The following is a 24,060-nucleotide window of genomic DNA, read 5'->3' as shown; positions in this document are numbered from 1 at the left end:
AAGAGCCCGCCATGACCGCCGACGCGCCCTCTCTGATGCCCGGAACCCCGCTTCCTCCCCGTGCCGCCGACTTCTACGGTTCACGGCCCGCGAAGTCTCTGCTGGACCTGCTGTACGACGGATTCCTGATGCTGTTCCTGCTCAAGAGCGGACAGCAGCCCGCCAGCGCGGCGTCTTTCTCGGCGCGCGTGCAGCAGTTCCTGGCGGACTTCGAGCGCACCGCGAAGAAGCTGGAAATTCCTGCCGAAGACGTCTACGCCACCAAGTACGCGTTCTGCGCCGCCGTGGACGAAACCGTGCTGAATTCCGGATTCTCGATCCGCGATGCATGGATGCTGCAACCCCTGCAATTGACGCTGTTCGGCGAACAACTGGCAGGCGAGAATTTCTTCGCCCGTCTTGAAGACCTGCGCGCGCAAGGCGCACCCCGGCTGCAGTCCCTGGAAGTGTTCTACATGTGCCTGCTGCTGGGCTTCCAGGGCAAGTACATGATCGAGGGCCAGGAGAAGCTTGGCTACCTGACGGCGCGCCTGGGCGACGAAATCGCGTTGTTGCGCGGCAAGCGCGCGGGCTTCGCGCCGCACTGGGCGCTGCCCGACAAGATCGCGCACACCTTGAAGCGCGATGTTCCGCTGTGGAGCATCGGCGCCATCTTCGCGCTGCTGGGTTTGCTGGCGTATCTGGGCATGAGCCATTTCCTGAACGGCGACATGCAGACGGCGATGGCCCCGTATCACGACATCGTCAAACTCGGCCCGCGCGCCGCTCACCTGACCATCTCGCTTCCCTGACGGTCCACCCCGGACGGCCACGCACCATGATCGATCGCTCTTTCTCGCCTGCGGGCTACAGCAGCCTGGACGCCGCCGCCTTGTCCCAGAACGCGCGCCTGCTTCAAGTGCGCACGCCGCTGGGCGACACGCTGACGGCCGAGCGCATGCGCCTGCAAGAAGGTGTCTCGGAACTCTTCGCGTTGACCCTGGACTGCCTGGCCCCCTCGGCCGAGCTGGACGTGGAACCGCTGCTGGGCAAGGAAATCAGCGTGGACCTGCTGCTGGCCGACGGCAGCCGCCGCCGCTGGCATGCCGTCGTGGAAGGGGTAGACGCATTGGGGGCAGACGGCGGCCTGGCGCGTTACCGGCTGCACGCCGCGCCCTGGCTGGCGACCCTGCGCCTGCGCCGCGACAGCTTTCTTTATCAGGACAAATCGGCCACCGACATCCTGAGCGAGATCTTCGCGGACTATCCCTTGGCGTCGTTTTCCTTCGACATCACCGAGCCGCTGGCGCCCCGCCCGATCCGCACGCAATATCGCGAAACCGATCTGGCTTTCGTGCTGCGCCTGATGGCGGAGTCGGGGCTGAGTTTCCGCTTCGACCACCAGCAAGGCGATGGCCAGGATGGCAGCGGCACAGGCGGCGCGCAGCATCGCCTTGTCGTGTTCGACGCCGGCGCCGCGCGCCCGGAGAATCCAGCGTCGCCCCTGCGTTTCCATCGCGCCGACGCCACCGAATCCGAGGACAGCATTTTGCGTTTCGGCGCGGCGCGCAGCGTCCAGCCAAATCGCGTCACTCGTGTCGCCTGGAACGAGCGAGCCCTGCTTGCGCATGGGGCCGAAGCCCGGTCGGACCTGGACGTGGGCGCAGTGCCGCCCTTGGAAGACTACGATTTCGACGGCCACGGCCGCTACACGGACGATGCCGGCGCCGAAGCCCTAGCGGCACGCAGCCTGCAAGCGCATGAATCGCGCACGGTGCGGTTCGACGGCGGCGGCACCGCGCGGCAGATGATGCCGGGCCACACGTTCGCCCTGACGCAGCACGACCGCTATGCGGAAGGTTCGGGCCAGGCGTTGGACGAAATGGGAGGCAACCGCTACACGCTGCTGCGCGTAACGCACGAAGCCGTCAACAACCTGGGCGCCCAGGCCGCGCAGGTACTGGACGCGCCGGACCTGGAACGCGGCGCGTACCGCAACACGTTCAGCGCCGTGCCCGCGGCGGCCACGCTGTTGCCGGGCTGGCGCGCCAAGCCCACCGCGCCGGAAGGCGTGACGGCCGTGGTCGTGACGGCGCAGGACGCCCCCATCACCTCGGGCCGCGACCTGCGGGTCAAAGTCCAATTCCCCTGGCAGCGCGGCAAGCGCCCGTTGTCCGGCGGCCTGCCCCACCGCAGCCATGGGGACGATGCCGGCAATGCGCCTGGCGACGACAGCTCGGGCACGTGGCTGCGCGTCACCGGCGCGCAGGCGGGTCCCAATTGGGGCGCGCACCACTTGCCACGCCAAGGCACCGAAGTGGTGGTCGAATTCCTGGACGGCGACATCGATCAGCCGGTCGTGGTCGCGCAGTTGTATAACGACGCCGATTTACCCCCGTGGTCGGCCGGCGTGAACGCCGAGGCCAACCACCCCGGCACGCTGAGCGGCTGGCACAGCCAGGGCCTGGATGGCCAAGGCCACAGCCAATGGCTGTTCGACGACACGGCGGGCCAGGTCCGCACGCGGCTATCCAGTTCAATCGCGGCTTCACAACTGGGCTTGGGCTATCTGGTCAAGCAGGCGCCAGACGACTCCAATCGCGGCGAATGGCGCGGCACTGGTTTCGAACTGCGCTCGGACGCGTGGACCGTGGTTCGATCAGGGCAAGGCATGCTGCTGTCGGCCAATGCGCAAACGAATGCCCGATCCACGCTGGCGGACGCCCCCCAAGCGTTGGCGCTCATGCGGGGCGCGCAGCATGCCGCCCAGCGCATCAACGCAGCCACCACACAGCGCCAGGCGCGGTCACTGGCCGCGACCGACACATTTGATGCGCTGATCGAGGCCGTGGACCCCAAGGCGAAAGGGCGCTATCCGGCCAATGTGGGTGGCCAGCAAGCGGTCAAAGCCGCCAACGGCGAACGCAGCGGCACGGACCCCGTCGAACGTATCGATGGCGCGCGCATGCTGATCGACGCGCCTGCATCGCTGAACTTTGCCACCCCCGCGTCGGCCATCGTGCACGCCAGCGAAAACCTGCACGTCACCGCGCAGGCCGACGGCCATGTCGCCGCACGCCAGACCTTCGCCAGCGCATCGGGACGCGCGACCAGCCTGTTCGTGCAGGACGGCGGCATCCGCGCCATCGCGGCCAATGCGCCAGTGTCGATACACGCGCATACCGACATGCTGGAACTGTTGGCCGGACAAGACGTCACCATCACGTCGACCACGGACAGCATCGAGATCCTGGCGAACCAGCGCATCACCCTGCAGGCGGGTGGCGGCAGCATCGTCATGGACGGCGCCGATATCGTGTTCAAGGGGCCGGGCATGTTCTCGGTCAAAGGCGCGTCGCACAATCTGATCGGTCCGGCCAGCGACGCAGCGGCCTTGCCGGCGCTGCCCTCCACCCAGGTGGGTGACGTGATGCTGGTGAAGGCTGAACTCGTGCACCGGCCCGAGCAAATGCTGCAAGCCCTGGCGGGATCCGGCCAGGCCGTCAACGCTGCCGGGGCATCCGACGCGCTGGCTGGCACTGCCGCGGCCACCACAGCCTCTACAGGCGCTTCGAGCGCTGCGGCGGCAGGTGGGATAGGAGCGACGCTGGCCAAGGGCGCCAGCGCCGTATCCAGCGGTCTGGCATCCCTGCAGGACAGCGCGTCGGGCATGCTCGACCGCGCCAAGTCGATGGCCAGCGATGCGCTCAAGCCCATCCAGGACATTGCCACCCGGGCGAATGACGCGGTGGCCTCGGTGCAGCAGACCGGTACGGGCATGATGTCCGCCGCGGCCGGCAAGGCGGGCGACATGGCTGGCGCCGCCATCGGCAGCACCGGAGCCGGCCAGATGGCCAGCAGCGCCATCGCCAACGCGACGCCGTCGCTGATGGCCGGTGCGGCGCCGTCGCTAATGGGCGGAGCTACCCCGTCACTAATGGGCGGTGCGACGCCGTCGCTGATGGCTGGCGCCGCGCCGTCGTTGACGGAAGGCGCGGCGGGCGCATTGGCGTCGGCGATGCCGGCGTCGGTCACGCAGGCCGCCGGTGCCGCCGCCCGGGCCAGCGGCATGGCGGCGCAAGCCGGCGATATGGCCGCGCAGGCGGGCAACATGGCCTCGACGTTGTCGGCCGCCTCCGGCCTGGCCGCGGCGGGCGGCTCGCAGGGCGGCGTCGGCGCGGCGATCCAGCCCCTGATGACGCAGGCGATGAACGCCATGGGCGACAAGGGCGCAACGCTCGGGTCCGCCGTCAACACGCTGTTGGCCATGCCGGACGTCAACGCAGACAACATCCCGGCGGTGGCCGGCGCGATCCTGAGCACGCCCGGCCTTAGCGATTCCGCCATTCCCACCGTGGTGGGCGCGATCCTCCAGTCGCCCAGCGTGACCAGCATCACGCTCCCCAAGGTGGCCGAGACCATCATGAATATCCCGGCCGTGGCGAATTCGCCCTATCCGGGCCTGGTCCGCCGCGCCATGGACGCGGCAGGCATCGGGCTGCCGGGCACCGCGACGCGGCCCGCCGGCCAGGACGGCACGGGCGGCGCGAGCGGTCCGGCGGACGGTGGCGACGCCCCGGGCGGCACGCTCGCCGTGTCGACCTACCGCAGCCAGAGCGGCGCGCAATTGCAGTACGTGAACCTGAAGACCTCGGAAGCGCGCTGGAACGACGGCCAGGCGCTGAACAGCCTGGACCGCCAGACCAACCGGCCCAAGATCCGCGTGTCGTTCAATCGCCGCGGAGAGCACCGGTTCACGGTCAAAGTCATGGCCCGCCGGACCAACGCCGTCTATACGGCCCGCGAACGCGATCGGCAGCCCCTGTACCGCGACCCCGACCAGTCCACCTACCAGTACGTGACCGATCCCGACGGCACAAAGGTCGTCGACAACATCACGTTGCCCGCCGCGGGCTTGAACAGCTATCTGTTCGAGGTTCTGAACGACCAGAACCAGACGGTCATGACCGAGATGATCGAAACCGTGCGCCGCATGTACATCCAGGAGATCCGCATGCCCGGCCCGGAAAACATGGAGCGTCGCTACGGCTTCCAGCCGACCGCCGACGAATACGCGCGCCATGGCATCGACGTGCTGCAACTGCCCTACGTACAGACGCGCGGCGACGCCAATTCGGATGTCTGGACGGACGAAGGCGACGCGCGGATGCGCCAGCTGGTGCAGTCGGTCTATCCGCGCTCGGAGGGCGCCCGGCACGAGCCCTACACCATCGCGGTCTGCCATATCGACCGGTTGGCGGCGCAATGGCCCATCGCACCGCTGATCATCCGCGCCAACGCCGGCCCCGGCGTGGGCGACGTTGAAATGGACCTGCTTGGCCCCGACGGCAACCCCGCCTACCTCTGGTTGAACATCGACCCGAACGACGATTGGTTCCTGGAGTGCCTGTTTGAATATACGGATGCCGCAGGGACGGTCAAACGGGCCGTGGTGCCGAAGGATCGCGTCACGCCGATCGCGGGCGACGCCAGCGAACCCAGTGCGTGCCCGAGCGTCAGGGTACGCATGGCGGGCCTGTTGCCCGTGCCCACGTCGGGCCGGATCATTCTGCGCGTCAAGCTCTTGGAGAGCGCCGCTGGTGGCGTGGCCTTCCTGGGCACCAACATCCTGGGCGTCGCCGTGCGCACACCCTGGCAGCTGGCGACGATGGCGTACCAGCAGGAAACGCTGGTCCACGAGATGGGCCACTTGCTGGGCATGACGCCCAGCGGGCCGGAATGGGCCAACGCCAACGAAGGCGGCGAACTGTATGACGCGTCGAAGCTGGACGGAGGACGCTACTTCTATTCGGACGCGGGCAACCACTGCCACTTCGGCCTGCCTGCCAACCAGGCCAATTCCAGCAACGTCGGCGCATGCGTGATGTTCGGCGGCGACTGCCAGAGCATCCGCTTCTGCCCGTCGTGCTCGGAAGCCGTACGCAAGGTGGACATGTCCAATGGCTGGACCACGTCCTGACGCGTGGCGCCGCTTCCCGGCGCGCGCCTTTGTCCTGCTGTTCACCGCCGCCGCCTGGGCATTCACCCCGGCAGCGTCCGCCCAACCCCCATCCGTCACGCCGCAGAAGACCATGAATTCCGACTGGACCGAACCCGCTTCCTTCGCATCCGTGCCGATCAACAGCATGCGCGACCATGCCTGCATGCCCGCCAACGATGGCTACGACGAACAGCTCCACATCGCGGCGCCTGCCCGCGTCTGGCCGCAGGGGCCCGGCGTGCTGGTCATTCCCGTGTGTGTGCGCGGCATCGTGCCTGCCGTGCAGCACCCGACCTTGCCGCGCATCGTGGCGACCGATCTTGAAACACGCAAGGCCTACGATGAGGTGGCGTTCGAATACAAGCTGCCGACACGTCCCGGCGTCGAGGTCGACACCATCGCAAGCTCGCGCCCGCCACGGGGGAAACCCGTCGCACCGGGCATGAGCGTCGGCACGCAGTTCAGCACGGACCTGGCGGCCCGCGCCGGGCTACCGGCCAGCCCGGCCAAGTATGAGGTGTATGTCGAGTCCAACGGCTTGCGGTCGAACACCGTCACGATCGAAGTGCTGCCGCCGCGGTAGGCGCGGCCTGATCAGCCGTTCTTGTCACCCGGCGGCGTCCCGGCCGCCCTGATGCGCGCTATCTGGGCTTGCGACATGGCACCGGCGGCGGCGCCAAAGTCGCCCGGCTTCCGACCCGGCTTGGCCAACATCGCCGCCACGTCGGGATCGGCATCAAAGTTCGACGCCACCGTGAAATACAGGAACATGTACTGCTGCAGGTAGCGGGCCCTTGCCCTGCGGCAGATCGGTCGGCGGAAAATGAACGTGAGCCTCTTTGTTGAAGATCACCTCATCCAGTTTTCCATCAAACATGTGCTTTTGAGCCAGAGCCCCATCGGCACCACGCCATTTCACCGTGAACTCCGTGCCATTCAAGGTATAGCAACACGTTCCCGATCCTTCTCCGCCACCCACGCCCATCGCACCGGAAGTCGCCGTATGTCCGTCGCTATCGATAATCTGTATGGTGTCGATGTCCCAGGGCGTGTAGTTGAAGGCGACGAACGTCAAACCCCGGTAACCAGGCTCATCGGTACAACCCGACAGCAGTCCAAGCCCCGCCAGCAAGACGATCAGCCCTTTGTTCATCCTTCCCCCCTGAATAGCGCTTCCTTGTGATGACCCCGATGGCCTAGCGATTCGGCCTGGTGCTTTCGATGAACTGCCGCAGCTCCGCTTCGGTTGCCTCTCCGGGCTCGGGTAGCCCTTGCAAGAAATCCGGTGCCCCCGGGCTCGTCGGGCCGGGCTGCACACGTACTTCACCCCCAGGCAGGAAAATCGCCCAGGCATAGCCGCTGTGAAACGGTTGGTAGGGCAAGACTGGAGCATCCCGCGCGGCCAGATCGTTTTCCCCCCGCTCGAACATCGAATCGGAGTTCCACTCGATCCGCATCGTCATGCCAGGCTTCCACTGGGAGGGAATTGAAACGCAGCAGGTGCCCGAGGTATAGGCACGGCCTCGGACGCCCCCCGCCCAGCCTTGATTGATGTAGACGGGAGCCAGCGCTTCATTCAGGTAATTGATGATCCCCAACCGCACCCCGATAGTCTCGGGAATCGGCATCGGCTGCGCCTGCGCGATCGCTCCCGCAAGACCGGAAGCGCTCATGCACAGCCACAGCATCCCTTTGATGCCAAACCGGAGCAAGCGAAGTCCGAGCGGCCAGAACGTTGGCGATTGCGATGTCTGCATGATCGGCATCCTGTGGGAAATTGAGTCGCCTTTTTTCCCGGTCTATCCGGCGACCTTATCGCCTGGCGGCGTTCCCGTCGCCTTTAGTCGGGCGACCGTCTCCGGGGAAAGGGATTCGACAGCCGCCGCGAAATCTCCGGGTTTCCTGCCGGGACTTGCCAGTAAAGCGGCAATATCCGGATCCGAATCAAAGTTCGATGCCACCGTGAAATACAGGAACATGTACTGCTGCAGGTCCCGCCTGTCTTCAAGTCGGTATTTGATCCAGGCCGTCTTGGCGACTTTTGCCAGCACGCGCTGCACTTCATAGATATCACGATACGCGTTCAGGGCGTCGCGATGCTGCCTGTACAGCCATCGAGTCGTTTCAATAATCGGAATCCGCGTTTGCCCAAGCAACTTTCGGCTAAGCGCGATTTCGACGTGCTCGTCGGGATAGATATGCAGCTCCAGGTACAGCGGCGCGTCCCCCGGCGGCAAATCGGATGCGGGAAAATGCACGCGGGCTTCCTTGTGAAAAAACAGCTCGTCCATTTTTCCGTCATAGAGGTGCCGGATCGCCTCTTCGCCGTCCAGACCCGACCACTTCACGGAAAAATCGGTACCTCGCAACGTGAAGCAGCAGGTGACGGTGCCCTCTCCACCGCCAGGACCGATCGACCCTGTGCCCGCAGAACGGCTTTCGCTGTCGGTGATCTGAACGGCATCCAGGTCCCAGGGCGTGTAGTTATACGCCACGAACGAAAATCCTTGGTAGCTTGGTTCGCCATTGCAGCCGGTCAGCAAGCCACCCAAGACCAGTGCCGCTATCACGTGCCTACGCATACTCACCAGCGCGCCTCCGGGGTTGGCCACGTCACCTACGCTCAAGGCGCGCAGGCGTCAGCCCTTCCAGGTTCGCGCGCATCTTCTCCGTGCGCGCCACGTTTTCAAGATCCGCCTTCATCTTCGCGTCCTCGGACTTATAGTTGGTCTTGCCGAAGATATCCTTGTCGCGTACTCGGAAATACATCGACGTGCTGGCCAGCAAATGATCAGGCCAGCTGCTCAGCATCGCGTCGTGCACCAGGAAGTCGAACAGCGCCATGACCTTTTCGGGCAGGGGGTTAGTGCCCGCGCTGGCTTCCCGCCATACCGTCAGCAAGCGTTGCTGCATGGCGCGCTTCGCCTTCATGTCGGCCAGCGGATCCTTCGGCTTGGCATCCTCGTCGACGGTGCCGCCATTACGCCGCGTTATCTCGTCGCGCACTCTTGCCGGCTCGTTCATGATGGCGGTGACCTGTTCGATGCGTCGCACGCGCTCGGGGTCGGTGCGAGCCACCTCCGCCCGATACCTTTCCAGCTCGGCATCTTCATTTTCCGCCTTCTCGAGCGCCCGATATTCTTCTTCCAGTCGCTGCCACAACGGCTTGAAGCGCTTGGGCGGAAGCTCGCCGCGGCTGGCGTCGGCAGTTGCCCGACGCTCATCCTTCAGGGCTTCCAGTTCTTTCAGGCGAGCCGTATTCTCCGGCTTGGCCCGTTCCTCTCTTGACATCGCGCTGACGCGGCGGAATTCTTCGTCGTAGGCCTGTTGCGGCGTGAAGAAGTCCCGATCCTGGATCCACTTTTCCGCAGGGTCCGACAGTTCGCTTTTGAAGACGGGGTCTTGGTATCTGACCGCGAGCCAGCGCAGGAAAACCTCCATGTGCGGCAGAAAATCCACGCCTGGTTCGTACTTCACCACGCCACGATAGGCGTCCACCAGTTCTGTGATTTGGTAGCTTTTCCCGCCATCCGCGAGGGCGGCCGACATCGAGAATTTCGCGAAAGTCAGGGGCCGCTTATCAAACAGCTGTTCGATGCTGTAAAGGGCGGCACCGTTCGACATCGCCAAGTTCAGCATGTCCCGTAGCGGAACCCGCGACAATTCGCCGCGCGCGCCGAGCGATCCCTCTGGACTGACGCCCGTCACATCCCCGCTCGAGCCGGGATATAGAAACTGTTCGCCTCGGGTCTTCTCCAAGCTGTCCAGACGCTGGTTCGCGCGCAGTTCATGGCCGGCGGCAAAATGGACGCATTTTTGCACCGCCGCAGGGACGGTCAGCGTGCGGTCTTTGTGGGTTTGCTTCAGCAGATCGGTAAACGGCAGGAACCCAAGAAAGGTGCTTTCATCCATGATCGAAGACACGGAATCCAACAGTCCCAGGAACCGGATATGGATCTCGGCCTCGGGTGCGCCGTTTTCCCCGGGAATCACCAGGTCCTTGTCGTTCCGGCGCCGGTACTTCTTGACCACGTCGTTGACGAACTGGCGGGCCATGACTCCGCCCCGATCACCTCCGAAAACCGAAATTTCGATGCGGCGCACGTTGTTCATTTCCGCGCTGACCGCCTCATGCGCCGACTTGAGCTGCCGCAGCGCAGCGTCCACGCGGACGTCCACGCCCGTTCCCATCAGGTAGGCCACGGTCTCATTGTCGCGGATGATCGGCACCCCTTCCATCGCCGTAGACTTGACGACTTCCTTGCCAGCGGTCCAGGCCACCTTAAGCGGATTCTTCTTGAATCCAGACCAGAACCCCCGGATGGTTCCCTTAGCCCGGTTGACCAGACGTTCGGGGTCCCAGGCATTCCAGATCCGCACAACTTTGTCGGGAAGCGTCTTGACGTCTTTCACCACGTCGGTATACGCCTTCACCATCGGCTGGAAGGAACCCTCCTTGATCATTTTTTGCGTCGCGCTGCGCAGCCGCTTCAAGGCGTCGTGCTCGGGGATCTCGTCCAGTCGCGTCATGTTCTTGGCGGCGCTCTTGGCGTTCTTGCCCGCTTCGCTCAGCAGTTTTCCGCCCGCCACGGTGGCGCCATAGATGAGGTCGTCGTTCTTCGCGTCCTCATTCAGTTCGGTCCCCAGACCCGAATAGTAGAAACGGAACCAGTATTGCTTGACCGGGCGATCCTCGTCATCATGCGCATAGTGCGCTTCCCAGAGCCGGCTGATATTGGAATAAAACGTTGGGTGCTTGCCATCGGCGTCCCGACTACGGCCAAACCCGTCAAAGAAAAAGCCGATGCGCACGATCGCACCGCATTCCTGGCAGTCGTCCTTGGGATATGCGGCCTCGCTCTCGGCGATCTTCTTCAGCACCGAAGCCGGCGTGCGGTCGATAGGCGACAATTCACCAGCGTCGGGGTTAGCCATTCTTGTCTCCTGGCGGCGTTCCCGCCGCCTTTAGCTGCGCGATTTTCTCTTGCGGCATTCCTTGCACGGCAACAGCGAACTCCCCGGGCTTGCGGCCGGGCTTTGCCAGCATCGCGGCAATCTCGGGGTTCGTGTCGAAATTCGATGCAACCGTGAAATACAGGAACATGTACTGCCGCATATCCTGGGCGTCCTCGATGCGATACTTAACCCATGCCCTCTTGGCGACTTTGGCGACCACGCGCCGGAGTTCCGAGCTGCTTCGATAATCTCCCAATGCGTCGCGGTGCTGCGCATACAACCAGCGCGTGGCGTCGACAATGGGAATTCGCACCTGGCCCAGCAGCTTTCGGCTGAGCGCTATTTCCATGTGCTCGTCGGGATAGATGTGCAGTTCGAGATAAAGCGGTCCATCCCCCGCTGGCATCTCCGCAGGCGGGAAATGGACCGGCGTTTCTTTATTGAAAATGACTTCTTCCAACTTGCCGTCGAACATGTGCTTTCTGGCCAATTCGCCGTCCGCGCCGCGCCATTCCACCTTGAAGTCGCTGCCCGTCAAGGTATAGCAGCATGTCACCGAGCCCTCGCCCCCGCCGGCTCCGATCGAACCCGAGACCGCCGAATTGCCTTTACCGTCCTTCACTTCGACCCTGTCCAGGTCCCAGGGCGTGTAGTTGTACGTCACGAAGGAGAATCCCTGGTAGTTCGGTTCGCTGTTGCAGCCGGCCAATAATCCCAGCCACATCAACAAGACAAGCAACCCCTTACGCATTCCAACCCCCTAAAGCACCTGCATTGATCTTTGCCACCAGGTTGCGCCGGCGCCTATACCGCGCCACGGCCATGCGCCTGCTCGGCACGCAGCAGCGCATCCCATACCTCGTCCGGCACATCAGCCAGCGCCTGCGACAGCCCCGGTCCGCTTTCCTTGAACCTCCGCAACATCGGGGCGATGGCCTCGTGCTCGTCAAAACGCGGTGAAATGGTAATGCCCCACGCCACGTAGTCCAGCATGTCGCGTTCGGTGGCGATCCCGTAGGATCGCGCCCTTTCCATCTGCGCCACTACCTGCGTGTAGAGCGCGTCCTGGCGCAGGCCGCCCCCCAAAACACCCAAATAGAGCCGGCGGATCTGTACCGCCAACTTGTCCGGGTAGTCCATGTCCAGCAGCGCCTGGTGTTGTGCCAGCGTAAAGGCCTGCTGGCGGGAGTCTCGAGCGCTCTGCCGCATGTCGCCGCCTGCCCCTGCCCATTGCGCGACCGAACCGTTGCGCCGCACGTAGCGCAACTGATGCACGGGCCCCAGGAAATGCTCGCGCTCCTCATCCGTCCACACCTGAAATGCCCTGTCCAGAATGCGGCTGTCATAGAAATGCAAGTAGTACTCGCGCCCATCCGGCAGGCCGTATTCGCCGTAATAGGCGTAGTGGGCCATCAAATCGGCCAGTGGCCACGCGGATACGATGTGCGTCACCGCGAACTCGCCGCCATCGGCCTCATGCAGCTTCCCAAGCAGGCGCAGCAGCTCCGAGGTGCGGGGCGCCTGCTTGCCGCGCGCGAGCTCGAAACGGCTCAGGTCATCAACCTGGATCAACAACGGCGCGATCTCGTCGTACACCGCCAGGTCCGTGCCCACCCAGACGGAACCATAGCTAAGATCCGCGCAAGCCTTGACCGGCCGGGCAAGCTCCGTGCGGCCGCGAAAATCCACCAGCACATACGTATTCGGCGCCGTGCCGGTTGCGGACGCCAGCGTTTCCGCCTGCGCCAGCGTGTCATTCAGCCGTTCTTCCCAACCGCCCATGCCGGCCTCCACCTTAGACCTTGTCGGTGATGGACTGCACGCCATCATGGGCATCCAGCACGCACTGCTTGCAGACGGTGAACTGCGGGAACGCATAGGGCATGCGGTCCGGTCCCGCGAACTGCTTGTTGCCCGTCTTCACATCGATGCGGCCCGGCGCGGTCACGGTGATGTTGCCGCCCTCCAGCACGATGCTGGCGCCCGCCGCGTTCGCGATGCGGATGCGTTTGGGCGCGGCATAGTCGACGGCCGTCTGCGCGCTGCCAATCGTGATGTCTTTCTGCGCCTGGACGCGCAGGATGTCGTGCTGCGCCTGCACATCCACGTCGCCTGTCGCCGAAATCAGGTCCAGCCCCGAATCGGCGCCGCCTTGCTGCAAGCCCGCGACGATCCCCAGGCCCTGCCCCGTATGCAGGCGTAATGCGCCCATCACGGCCAGGTTCTGGTCTTTTCCCGATGACCAATGCACCGAGTCGCCCGCCACGTACTGCATGTGCTGCCCCGCTATCTGCGCCAGTCCCGCCCGGGCGGCCATCAGCACCACCGGGTCGGTGGAATGCGGGACCTTGCCCTGGGCGGCCTGCGTATGCTTGGCCGAGGCGTCGGGCGGCGCCGGCGCCAGGCCGTCCGCGGCGACGGTGCCGGACGTGATGCGGTGCATCGCCGCCAGCGGCGCCCGCTCGGCGTCCGGCACGCTGGCGGCGGGCCCTTTGGTGCCCAGCACCGTGGCCAGCCGCATGCCCTGATGAGCGCCCACGACCGAGTCCAGCGATCGGGCCATCTGATCCGTCTGGCTGGCCAGGGCCAGCAAGCCAGCCGCATCGCCTGCCGCGCTGGCGTTGCCGTCGGTGGCGTAGGTGCTGAGCAGCACGCCCGCCCCGCCGCGCACGGCGCCGTAGCCATCGGTGCGCAACTCCGCGCCCAGGCCACGCAGCCCCCCGCGGTAGTTGCCTGCCTGATGGATCAGATGGCCCAGGTTCAGTTCGCTGGATCCCTGGGTGCTCTTGATCTGCGTGCGCAGTTGGTCGTCGGTATCGTCGAAGACGATCTGGTTGTAGCCCGCTCCGCCGAACTCCTTGCTCTTGAAACCGGTCAGCGCGGCGGCATTGCGGTGGTTCTCGTCGCCGCCGGCCGCGCCGTGCCAGGCCGGCGCATTGCCCGCCGCCAGGTTCGCCTGCGCGCTGGGCATGCCGTCCCGCGCCGCGGCGTAGACCTGCGTATCGGCCTGGCCGCCCGGACGCCCGCCCGGTGTGGCCGGCGTGCCGCCTTCGCCGCGCCCGTTGTATAGCGCGCCGATCACCACGGGCTGATCGACATCGTCGTCCAGGAAGCGCACCAGCACTTCTTGACCGATGCGCGGCACGAAGCTCATGCCCATGCCAGCGCCTGACTGACGCTGCGCCACGCGCACCCAACGGCTCTTGGCTTCTCCGTCCTTGCCCTCGGCTTGCCAATGGAAACGGACACGCACGTCACCGCGGTGGTTCCTGAGTATCTCGTCCTGTCCCTTGACCTGCGTGGCGCCTTCCGCATCCGTCACGATCGCCGTGTGCACGCCGTGAACCGACGGCGCGCCAGCCAGGCGAGCGCCGCGCGTCTGCGGCAGCTGGGGCCGCCACGGGCGATCGCAACGCACGGCGTCGAAACGGTTCGCGTAGCCGACCTCGTGCGCCTTGGCCAGCACGGCCGCATCGGGGGCCGGCCCAACGGTGTCGTCCCGCTCCGCGCCCGGCGCCGCGATGGCATCGTCGTCCAGCATCAAATGCGCGTCCAGTCCGCCCAGCCGCTGCGCCAGCGACGCGCGGGTCTCGGGTGGAAGGTTATTGATGCCGACGTGCTCGACACGGTCCAGCGCGAAGACGGGCTCGAAGCCCGCTTCGTTGACGGGGCCTAGCGACGACATGGCTTGCAACGTGAAACGCGTGCCGGAACGGAAGGTGCGCACGCCGCCCTGGCCGACGAAGATCTCGGCCTGCGCGCGCACCGCTTCCATGGCCAATGCCGCCTGGCGCTTGGCCTGGGCCTCGTCGGCAACGCCGCCGTGGCCCAGCGGCTCGTACCATTCCAGTCCAGCGGCATCGTCGTTGCCGTTGGCCGGGTTGACCAGCGCCTCGGCCGCGATGGCGCGCTTGCTGCTGGGGTGCCAGCCCAGCACCGTGATGCGGTCCGGAATACGACGGCGGCGGCGCGCAATGGCCTGCACCGTGTCGCGCGCTTCGGTGGCGCCTGCCCGATGGAAACGAACGCCGCCGCTGGCCGATTCCGCGTCCTCGTCCAGGTTTCGGCTATCCGCGAAGATCAGCACGGCATGCTTCGCGGGCACGTCGGCGGCCTCGACCACCGTCCAACCCAGCCCGGCTTCAGCCAACAGCCGGCTGATGAATTCATAGTCGGTCTCGCGGTATTGCGTCACATACGGACGCGGCGCCAGATCGGCCAGCACCTGGTCCACGCCGGGCGCAATACGCGTAACGTAACCTTCGTAGCCGTCCAGCACATGACGCACGACGTCCAGCACCGGCTTGTCTTCGAACAGGCGGCTTGCGCGCTGCTGCGTGGCCAGCCACAACCATGGCACGACCGTCAGCCGATAGCGCGCCAGGCCCGCGTCGCCGGACAGCAGCTCGGCCTCGCGGATCAGGCCGCTGCGGCTGATCTCGCTGCCATCGGCGCGCGTCGTCCACAACGTCACCGGGCGTGAAATCATGTCGTGAAGCGCCAGGCCGGCGTTGTCGGACAGCGCCACAATGCGCAGTTGCGCCACGCCGGACAGGGCCTCACGCGCCACCCAGCCTTCCACTTGCAACGCGGCGAGCGCGCCTTCACCCTCAAGGCGGTACAGGCGGGCGGCGGAACTGAACAGACCGTTCGTCGCTGTGGAATCCATCACGGAAGAACCTTCATCAAGGACGCATCAGGGCTCGGTGTGAGCTTGGGCATTGGGGCATTCCGCAGCGGTGCCCCAATGACCCGCGCATACGCGCAAGCGGCATTGCTCGCTTTCCAGGAAGCCCAGCTTGCGGCATTCCGCCAGCCGCGCCGACAACGGCGAGCCCGGCAATTCACGTATGAAAATGCCATCGCTCTTATAGACCTTGGTGCCTGGCGGCGAGGCCGGCGGCAAGCCGTAAGACATCAATGTGGCCAGCAGCGCGGCATCGCTATCGCTGCGCGGAGCCGGCTTGCCACGCGCGGCGGAAGCCTTGGCGGTGGCCGCCGGATCACGTGCGTGCTCGGCGCGCTGCACCGTGGGGCCCGGCGCCTTGGCGCTAGCGGAATGGGGCGCCGCGGATACGGCGGCGGGCTTGGGCGCAGCCTCGGTCACAGCCAGCGCGGACAGCGGATTGGTGGGCTCGCCCGCATCGCGGTCGCGGTCCCGCGTCAGCTGCGCCAAGGGATGGTCTTCCACGATCGTGGCCGCGTTGGAGGCCGGTGGCTCGGGCACGCTGGGCGCGGGCGCCATCGCGGCAGTTGGCAATACGGATTGAGCGCGCGCTGAAGCGTCCGGCGCACCGGTCGGCGCGTCTGCCCTGGCCACCACATCGGGCAAGGCCGGCGTGTCGAATACCGCCCACATTCCCGCGCCCACGACGCAGAGCAACAGCAGCAGCAACACCCACATCGGCCCCTTGGATCGACGTTTGGGCGCCAGGTGTTTGACCTCGGCATCGGGCACGCGCCCTTCCAGCGCGGCGAGTATGCGCGACGATTCGCGCGCCTCGTCTGGAGAAGCGCGCCCGGCTAGCAAACTTGGAATAGAGGTCGGTGTGCGCGATCTTTTTTCGTCTTCTGCCATGCAAGGTCCCGTGTCGGCGAAGGGCCCACGGACCCCTCGTAACCAAGGTGATCGAGAATACCCGAGCCACGCATTTTGATCATCGATTCTTGTTACGATTCCTAAGGCACGGACGCTGTTTGCAACGCCCAAGCGCTTGCCTCAATCCCAAATAGAACAAAAGATTACGCCTTCGTGATTGAGGGATACCGTTGCTACTCCTGCTGCCCCTTTATTTTCTGCTTGCGATAGGCGTATCGGCGCTGCTCGTCTTCCCGTCTTTTCGCATGGGAACGGCGCGAAGCGTCCGCGCGTTGGCGCTGGGCGTACGCCGGGCGCTGGCCCGTCGCGCGGGTGAGGCGGCGGGTGTCGTGGGGGGCTCCGCGCAGGGCGTGCGAACGGGTTTGGGAAAGGCGGGAACCACGTTCTCGGCCTATCGCTGGCAGATCGCCGGGGGGCTGGCAGTCGTGTTGCTTCCGTCACTTTTTGCTTTCGTCATGCGACACAATCACACATTTTTTTACGAGGACCGAACGGCAGGTCCGGACCCCAGAATCCAGGCGTTATTGACCGGTGAACGGCTGGTTCCACCGCCCCCGCTACCCCCCGAAATATTCACCACGCGCGAAGTCGAATTGGTACGCCCGAACCTGGGTGGCGCCAGCCGCGACTGGAACCTGCTTGATGCCGATTACCGCCAACGGCTCTTGGCCGCATACCGGGTGATGCGCGAAGAACACGGCTATGAAATGGTGCTGATCGAAGGCTATCGGAGCCCGGAGCGGCAGACCGAGCTGGCGGCTAAGGGGTCGCACGTGACCAATGCCGGCGCCTACCAGAGCTATCACCAATATGGCCTTGCCGCGGACAGCGCATTCCTGCGCGACGGCAAGGTCGTCGTGTCGGAGAAAGACCCGTGGGCCATGCGGGGCTACGAACTGTTCGGCCAGACCGCCGAACGCGTCGGATTGACGTGGGGCGGACGCTGGAAGCTGATGGACTTCGGTCACACCGAACTGCGTCGCGCGGGCGTCATGCGGCGCGGCGCCGGAGCCTCGCCATGATGCCGTCATGCCGCCACGTCAGCATGCAACGAACGCCGCCTTCGCGCGGCCCCGCAACCGCTATTTTCATGGAGCCTCATGACCCGCGTGCTTAAAACCGGCCTCGTGCTGGCCATGGTCTTCGGCGTCGTCTGGCTGGCCGTCATCATCTGGTGGCAGGAGTCGCACACGCTGCCCACCGGCGTGGATATCGGCTTGTACCTGTTCGCCTTGCCGCTGGCGCTGATCGCGGCGGGATGGGCGGGCAAGCGCATCGTGCGGGCGCGGCGCGAAGCCCGCGCCAACCCGGCGCCGGCCGCCACCGATGGCGACGGGCAAACCGCCCCCGCCACGCCAGCGACGGCTCGCCTGGTCGTGCTGGCCAGCACCGCGCGCGCCGCGCTGGGCAACGACCCCGCGTCCATCCATGCCGCGGTGGCCGAACAGCAGCGCCCTGCGCTGGATGCGTCCTTGATAAACGCCAAGGGCTTTCCCATCTTCGCCGCGCGCGCGGCACATCTGGACACGGAGTTACTGCGCGACGCGGCAGCGGGGCAGCAGGCTCCCAAAGTGGCCCTGGCCGAGGACATCGTCCGGGCCACCGCGTTGCTGGGCGATGTCGTCCAGACCCTGTCGCAAGAAGCCCGCGCACGGGTGCTGGACAGCGGCACGCCGGAACGCGACGACGCGTGGCCGCTGCTGCAATTGGAATTGGCGCTGCCCGTGCAATGGCCTGAAGCGGCACGCGACCATGCCTGCAAGCTGGCGCGCGCGGCGGCCGTCTGGCCAGAATCCCGTCTTGGCATGCGCCCCCACGCCGCGAAAAATGCGCTGGACAGCGATAGCCTGCTGCGCCAGCTGGCCCAGGAACCGTTGACGCCCGCCATCGCCACGCTGCGCATTGTGGCCGCGGCCGATTCCTACATCGACGCGAATCGCGTGCAGGACTGGGAGCAACAAGGCGCGCTGGCCGGCAACGCCACGCCGCAGGGCCGCATCCCCGGCGAAGCCGCGGCCGGACTGCTCGTGGACCTGGCCTTGGGCAGGCAGGACGCCGGCACGCCGGTTGCGCCGCCAGACGGCGCAATGACATTGACGTTGTCACCCACGGCGCAACGCGCCACCGCGGCCGATGCGCGGGGCGCCATCAACGAACCCATGCTGGCGGCGTTGGCGACGCAGTTTCTGGAACGGCACGCGCAACCCGCAGACGCGATCGCCGCGATGGTCAGCGACGCCGATCATCGCGGCAGCCGCCCGCTGGAAGCGGCCGGATTGGCCAGTACGCTGTTTCCCAAGCTGGACCCGAACCAGGACTGCCTGGCCGTCGGCGCCGCGTGCGGCTACACCGGCGCGGCCTCACACCTGTTGACCCTTGTCGTGGCCAACGAGGCCTGCGCCCAAATGGAAGGCCCCGTGCTTGTCGTGTTGACCCAGGACCCCGCGCTACGCGCATGCGCGCTTGTTGCTCCCGCGCTTTCCCCCTCCGCCTGACCCACAAAAAAACAGTCAAAAATCATGCGTAGCCCCTCAGGTTTCTTTTCCGGAATATCCAGCGCGCTCAGCGAAGGCCGGCATTGGTCGTCGCGCCTTCTGGCCAATCCGCGCACCTTCATGGCGATCGGCCTGCTGGCCTTGGTGGTGTTCCTGTTCCTGTTTGCCGACACCGTCGAGATCGGCCTGACCTGGGCCGCCATCGCCCTGGGCATTTTCCTGTTCCTGTGGCTGTGCGTGTTCGTGTGGCGCCGCCGGCGCACGCGCCATGCCAACAAGAAACTGGGCGACATGCTGGAGCAGCAGGCGCAGACCGGCGCCGCCGCCAACCGTGGCGAGGTGGATGCGCTGCGCGCCCGGCTGACGCAGGCCGTGCGCACCATCAAGACGTCGAAGATCGGCCAGGTGTCGGGCAATGAAGCCCTGTATGAACTGCCCTGGTACATCGTGATCGGCAACCCGGCCGCCGGAAAAAGCAGCGCGGTGATCAATTCGGGCCTGCAATTCCCGTTCGCCGACAAGAACGGCGCGGCCGTGCGCGGCGTGGGCGGCACACGCAACTGCGACTGGTTTTTCACCACCGAAGGTATCTTGCTGGACACGGCCGGCCGCTACTCGGTGCACGAAGAAGACCGCAACGAGTGGATGGGGTTCCTGGACCTGCTTAAGCGCCATCGTCCCAAGGCGCCCATCAACGGCATCATCGTCGCCGCCAGCATCGAAGAACTGACGGGCTCGGGTCCCGAATTCGCGATCAACCTGGCCAAGAACCTGCGCCAGCGCGTGCAGGAGCTGACGGACCGGCTTGAGGTGTTCGCGCCGGTCTACATCATCTTCACCAAGGCCGACCTGATCTCCGGCTTCAGCGAGTTCTTCTCGGACTACGACCAGCACGAACGCGACCGCGTCTGGGGCGCCACCCTGCCCTACGGCGCGGAAGAGAACCGCGACGTACTGGCGCTGTTCGACGAGCGCTTCGACGAGTTGTACGAAGGCTTGAAGGAAATGGGTACCGCCCAGATCTCGTTGCGCAGCAACCGCGAGCTGCCCCCCGGCCTGTTGACCTTCCCGCTGGAATTCGCCGGCATCAAGCCCGCGTTGCGGACCTTCCTGTCCACCCTATTCGAAACCAATCCGTTCCAGTACAAGCCCGTGTTCCGCGGCTTCTACTTCACCAGCGCCTTGCAGGAAGGCGTATCGCAAAGCACTTCCACCGAGCGGCTGGCCGAACGTTTCGACCTGCACCCCGCCCAGCGGGCGCAAGCGCGCAACGTGTCGTCGCACAATGGATTCTTCCTGCGCGACCTGTTTTCCAGTGTCATCTTCGCCGACAAGAAACTCGTGCGCCAGCACGCCAGCCCGGCCAAGACCCGCATGCGCTACCTGACCTTTTTTGGTCTGGTGTTGGCGCTAGGCCTGGTGTTGGGCGGTTGGAGCTGGTCGTACCTGGGCAACCGGCAACTGGCGCAGAACGTGCAGGCCGACATGGACAAGGTGGTGCGCCTGCAAAGCGAACGCACCGACCTGCAAAGCCGGCTGGAAGCCATGGAGATCCTGCAGGACCGCATCGAACAGCTGGACCGCTATTCGTCCAGCCGGCCGTGGTCGCTGGGGCTGGGCCTGTACCAGGGCGACGTGCTGAAGGAACGCCTGCTGGCCGAGTACTACAACGGCGCTCGCCAATTCATGCTGACGCCCGTGAAGGCCAGCCTGGAGGACTTCCTGGCCAAGGTGGACATCTCGGCCGCCGCGGCCGCCACCGGCGGCACGCCGCAGCCCGCGCCGCAGGCAGCCCGTGCGTCGCACAACGCGGGTGGCGACACCCTGTTCCAGGATGCCTCGCCCACCAACGCGGATGACGCCTACAACGCGCTGAAGACGTACCTGATGATGGCCAACCATCAGCACGTGGATCCCACGCACCTGTCGGATCAGATCACGCGCTTCTGGCGCGGCTGGCTGGAGACCAACCGCGGCGCGATGCCGCGCGACCAGTTGATCCGCAGCGCCGAACGCCTGATCTCGTTCTACGTCAGCCGCGCGCCGGACGCCGGCTGGCCGCAGATCGACACCAATCTGGCCTTGGTCGAGAAGACGCGCGGCAGCCTGCGCTCGGTCATGCAGGGCATGCCGGCCCGCGAACGCGCCTACGCCACATTGAAAGCGCGCGCCGCAACGCGTTTCCAGACCATGACCGTGGCGCGCATCGTCGGCGAAAACGATGCCGGCGTGGTGGCGGGCAGCTACGCCATTCCGGGCACGTTCACCCGCGAAGCCTGGGAGCAATACATCCAGCCCGCCATCGGCGAAGCGGCCAAGAAGGAGGTGCAGACCAGCGACTGGGTACTGGGTGTGAACGCCCGCGACGATCTGACCCTGGAAGGCAGCCCCGAACAGATCCAGAAGAGCCTGGCGACGATGTACAAGACGGAGTACGCGGAGGAATGGCAGAAGTTCCTGCGCGGCGTGACGATCAAGCCGTTCACCAGTTTCGACCAATCGGTCGCGGCGATGAACCGCCTGGGCGACCCGCAGACGTCCCCCATCGCCAAGCTCATCAACACGACCTACGAGCAGACGTCCTGGGACAACCCCTCGCTGATCAACGCCGGGCTGCAACAGGCGCAAAGTGGCGTGGTGGGCTGGTTCAAGCGCGTGATCCTGCGCCAGACGCCCCCCGCGCCGGCAGCGGCCGCCGCCAACGGCGAGGCGATGCCCATGGGCCCGGTCGGCCGCGAGTTTTCGGACGTGGCGCGCCTGGTGGTCACGCGTGAAAACCAGTCGCTGCTGGGCAACTACATGGGCGCGTTGTCGAAAATCCGCACGCGCTTCAACCTGCTGAACAACCAGGGCGACCCCGGCCCCGGCGCGCTGACACTGATGCGCCAGACGCTGGAAGGCAAGGACTCGGAACTGGCGGATGCCCTGAAGCTGGTGGATGAGCAGATGCTGGCCGGCATGAGCCCCACGCAGCGCGAAACGTTGCGCCCGCTTTTGGTGCGCCCGCTGATCCAGGCCTATTCGGTCACCATGCAACCCGCCGAATCCGAACTGAACAAGGTCTGGAACGCGCAGGTCTATCAACCCTTCAACCAGACGCTGGCGGAAAAATACCCCTTCGCCGGCCGCGCCAGCGTCGAAGCCAGCAGCGACGAGATCGGCCAGGTCTTTGGCCCCCAAGGCAGCATCGCGAAATACGTCAACGACACGCTGGGGCCGCTGACCGTGCGTCGCGGCGACATCCTGACCGCACGCACCTGGGGCGACATGGGCGTCAGCCTGCAGCCGACCTTCACGGCCAATTTCGCGCAATGGGTCGCGCCCCTGTCGGGTGGCGCGGCGGGCGCCGGCGCGGCCAGCCAGCCGCAGACGCTATTCCAGATCCAGCCCAAGCCGGCGGGCGGCGTCACGGAATACACCATCGAGATCGACGGCCAGCAACTGCGCTACCGCAACACGCCGCCGCAGTGGGTGAACTTCGTCTGGCCCAACGCGCAAGGCGCGCCCGGCGCCCGCATCACCGCCACAACGTTCGACGGCAGCGTCGTCGAGATCGTCAACGAGCCGGGCCGGTTCGGCCTGGAACGCCTGATCTCTACCGCCCAGCGCACGTCCAACCCCGATGGCAGCTTCAACATGAGCTGGGGCAAGTCCAATGTGACCGTACCCGTCAAGCTGCGCATCATCAGCAACGCCCAGGCGCCCGGCGCCGGCGGCAGCGAGCCCGGCAGCCAGGGCTTGCGCAACCTGCGACTGCCCTCCTCCGTGGTGGGCACGTCCCCCGAACCCTCCGCCCAGCCGCGACCCGGAGCGCCGCAATGAGCAACGTGCAGTCCCCCCTGTTCCGAACGGCCTACTTCGGCAAGATCCCCACGCGCGGCGATTTCGTGAAGAACACGTCGCACCCGCAGTTGATGGCCACGCTGGATGCGTGGGTCGCCAACACCATGGAGATCCTGGCGCAAGAGCCGCATTGGAAGGCGCTATACGACGACACCGAGCCCACCCCCTTCGCCATCCTGGGATCGCGCGGGAAACTGGCCATCGCCGGCCATCTGCAACCCAGCCGGGACCAGTCGGGACGGCGGTTTCCGTTTCTGTCGGCAACCTCGGTTGAAGTGCAGCGGCCGCTGGAGTTCATCGCGCGCAGCCCCATCGCGTTCAGCAGGATGTGGAACCGCATGAGCGGCGCGGCCGGCATGCTGATGACCGATGCCGATCCCAGCGCGGCCCTGCAGCAGTTGAACGAACTGGAAGGCGAAATCCGCACGGCCGCCGACGACGGCTTTGACGCCTTCGTGGACTTGCAGACGATTGAGCGGCTGGAGGCCATGCTTCGCGGAAACGGCCACGCCGCCAGCCTGCACGACATCATCCTGGCGCTGGGCATCTTGCTGGAACCCGTGATGTCCAGCGGCTCGTCGCAACTGGACAAGGGGCTGGCCCTGCCCCTGCCGGACGACCCGCTCTACATGAACCTGGTGGCGGCGTACTGGATGACGCTGATCGCACCGTTCCTGTCGCGCGCGGATTTCGAGATCACCCTCTTTATCGGCCGCATCGCCGGCAAGCACCGGCTGGTGACCGGGTTCCGTGGCGCGTCGCCGCAGACGCTGGCCAGCCTGCTGTCCACCCCGCAGGCGTTTGCCGAACAGCACATCGTGCTGGAAGACGCGCCCTGGGTGCGCAACCACGTTTCGGCCAGCCACGGCTTGGCCAAGCTTTCCAGCTATCTGGATCAACCGCGGCTGTCCTTGCGCATGGCGCTGGACACTTTCCGCGAAGTCTTCACCGGAGCCTGACCATGCGTGTCTCTCTCCTGATCATGGCGGCGCTGTTTTCATGCGCCGCGGCGGCGCAGGACGGCGCAACGGTCGTTCCCGCCAACGTCGTGCCGCAGCCCGGCCAGGTGGTCGCCAGCGGTTCAGTGCCCGACGAGGCCACCAAGGCCGACGTGCTGGCGCGGCTGCAGCAGGTCTACGGCGTGGGCAATGTCATCGACCAGATCGACGTGGGGGGGGGGGGGGGGG

16 protein-coding genes and 1 pseudogene are annotated in these 24,060 nt (G+C 65.8%); 8 read left to right on the top strand and 9 right to left on the bottom strand.

Features of this window, described 5'->3' with window-relative positions; all coding sequences use genetic code 11:
- Positions 1-11 precede the first annotated feature (11 nt).
- From icmH to ACE039_RS27155, 3 genes are read left to right on the top strand one after another with little or no spacing between them, the layout of a single operon-like run.
- Entirely contained in the window at positions 12-791 is a 780-nt protein-coding gene (gene icmH / locus ACE039_RS27165) for a type IVB secretion system protein IcmH/DotU (protein ID WP_404976728.1), read from the top strand.
- Positions 792-817: 26 nt separating this feature from the next.
- Positions 818-5,959 (top strand): type VI secretion system tip protein TssI/VgrG, encoded by a 5,142-nt coding sequence (gene tssI / locus ACE039_RS27160; RefSeq protein ID WP_485823856.1) that lies wholly within the window; start codon positions 818-820, stop codon positions 5,957-5,959.
- Positions 5,940-6,563 carry a hypothetical protein gene (locus ACE039_RS27155; protein WP_485823855.1) on the top strand — a complete coding sequence of 208 codons (624 nt, stop codon included), beginning with the start codon at positions 5,940-5,942 and terminating at the stop codon, positions 6,561-6,563. Before tssI ends, ACE039_RS27155 begins: the two co-directional genes overlap by 20 nt.
- A gap of 11 nt (positions 6,564-6,574) precedes the next feature.
- Here ACE039_RS27155 and ACE039_RS27150 read toward each other — a convergent pair whose 3' ends face one another.
- From ACE039_RS27150 to ACE039_RS27110, 9 genes are read right to left on the bottom strand one after another with little or no spacing between them, the layout of a single operon-like run.
- Complete coding sequence (locus ACE039_RS27150) at positions 6,575-6,751, bottom strand: hypothetical protein (protein ID WP_448711749.1); 177 nt, start codon at positions 6,749-6,751, stop codon at positions 6,575-6,577.
- Entirely contained in the window at positions 6,717-7,133 is a 417-nt protein-coding gene (locus ACE039_RS27145; protein WP_485823854.1) for a hypothetical protein, read from the bottom strand. Before ACE039_RS27145 ends, ACE039_RS27150 begins: the two co-directional genes overlap by 35 nt.
- 43 nt (positions 7,134-7,176) lie before the next feature.
- Complete coding sequence (locus ACE039_RS27140) at positions 7,177-7,737, bottom strand: DUF3304 domain-containing protein (RefSeq protein WP_448711753.1); 561 nt, start codon at positions 7,735-7,737, stop codon at positions 7,177-7,179.
- Between the two features lie 42 nt (positions 7,738-7,779).
- Positions 7,780-8,550 (bottom strand): DUF3304 domain-containing protein, encoded by a 771-nt coding sequence (locus ACE039_RS27135; protein ID WP_485820853.1) that lies wholly within the window; start codon positions 8,548-8,550, stop codon positions 7,780-7,782.
- Positions 8,551-8,593: 43 nt separating this feature from the next.
- A complete protein-coding gene (locus ACE039_RS27130; RefSeq protein WP_485823853.1) occupies positions 8,594-10,915 on the bottom strand; it encodes a DUF2235 domain-containing protein in 2,322 nt (773 codons plus the stop codon).
- Positions 10,908-11,687: a DUF3304 domain-containing protein gene (locus tag ACE039_RS27125; RefSeq protein WP_105557025.1), complete on the bottom strand. Its 780-nt coding sequence runs from the start codon at positions 11,685-11,687 to the stop codon at positions 10,908-10,910. Before ACE039_RS27125 ends, ACE039_RS27130 begins: the two co-directional genes overlap by 8 nt.
- A gap of 53 nt (positions 11,688-11,740) precedes the next feature.
- A complete protein-coding gene (locus ACE039_RS27120; protein WP_485823852.1) occupies positions 11,741-12,718 on the bottom strand; it encodes a DUF4123 domain-containing protein in 978 nt (325 codons plus the stop codon).
- A 13-nt stretch (positions 12,719-12,731) separates the two neighbouring features.
- A complete protein-coding gene (locus tag ACE039_RS27115; RefSeq protein ID WP_485824087.1) occupies positions 12,732-15,605 on the bottom strand; it encodes a type VI secretion system Vgr family protein in 2,874 nt (957 codons plus the stop codon).
- Positions 15,606-15,632: 27 nt separating this feature from the next.
- Entirely contained in the window at positions 15,633-16,394 is a 762-nt protein-coding gene (locus tag ACE039_RS27110; protein WP_485823851.1) for a hypothetical protein, read from the bottom strand.
- A gap of 311 nt (positions 16,395-16,705) precedes the next feature.
- On the opposite strand from ACE039_RS27110, the gene ACE039_RS27105 reads away from it, so the two are divergent.
- From ACE039_RS27105 to ACE039_RS27085, 5 genes and pseudogenes are all read left to right on the top strand, one after another.
- On the top strand, positions 16,706-17,557 hold the full coding sequence (locus ACE039_RS27105; protein ID WP_313463349.1) for a M15 family metallopeptidase: 852 nt from the start codon (positions 16,706-16,708) through the stop codon (positions 17,555-17,557).
- 78 nt (positions 17,558-17,635) lie between these two features.
- On the top strand, positions 17,636-19,030 hold the full coding sequence (locus tag ACE039_RS27100) for a hypothetical protein (protein ID WP_485823850.1): 1,395 nt from the start codon (positions 17,636-17,638) through the stop codon (positions 19,028-19,030).
- 120 nt (positions 19,031-19,150) lie between these two features.
- Positions 19,151-22,852 (top strand): type VI secretion system membrane subunit TssM, encoded by a 3,702-nt coding sequence (tssM, locus tag ACE039_RS27095; RefSeq protein WP_485824086.1) that lies wholly within the window; start codon positions 19,151-19,153, stop codon positions 22,850-22,852.
- Positions 22,849-23,832, top strand: a complete 984-nt coding sequence (tagF, locus tag ACE039_RS27090) for a type VI secretion system-associated protein TagF (protein ID WP_105557031.1) — start codon at positions 22,849-22,851, stop codon at positions 23,830-23,832. The genes tssM and tagF overlap by 4 nt, the downstream gene beginning before the upstream one ends.
- A 2-nt stretch (positions 23,833-23,834) precedes the next feature.
- Positions 23,835-24,060, top strand: a pseudogene (locus ACE039_RS27085) (OmpA family protein); the annotation flags it as partial.

The sequence above is a fragment of the Achromobacter maghribensis genome (assembly GCF_057334215.1).
Note: the sequence above shows the minus strand (reverse complement) of the source record. Positions and strands in the feature narration are given on the sequence as shown.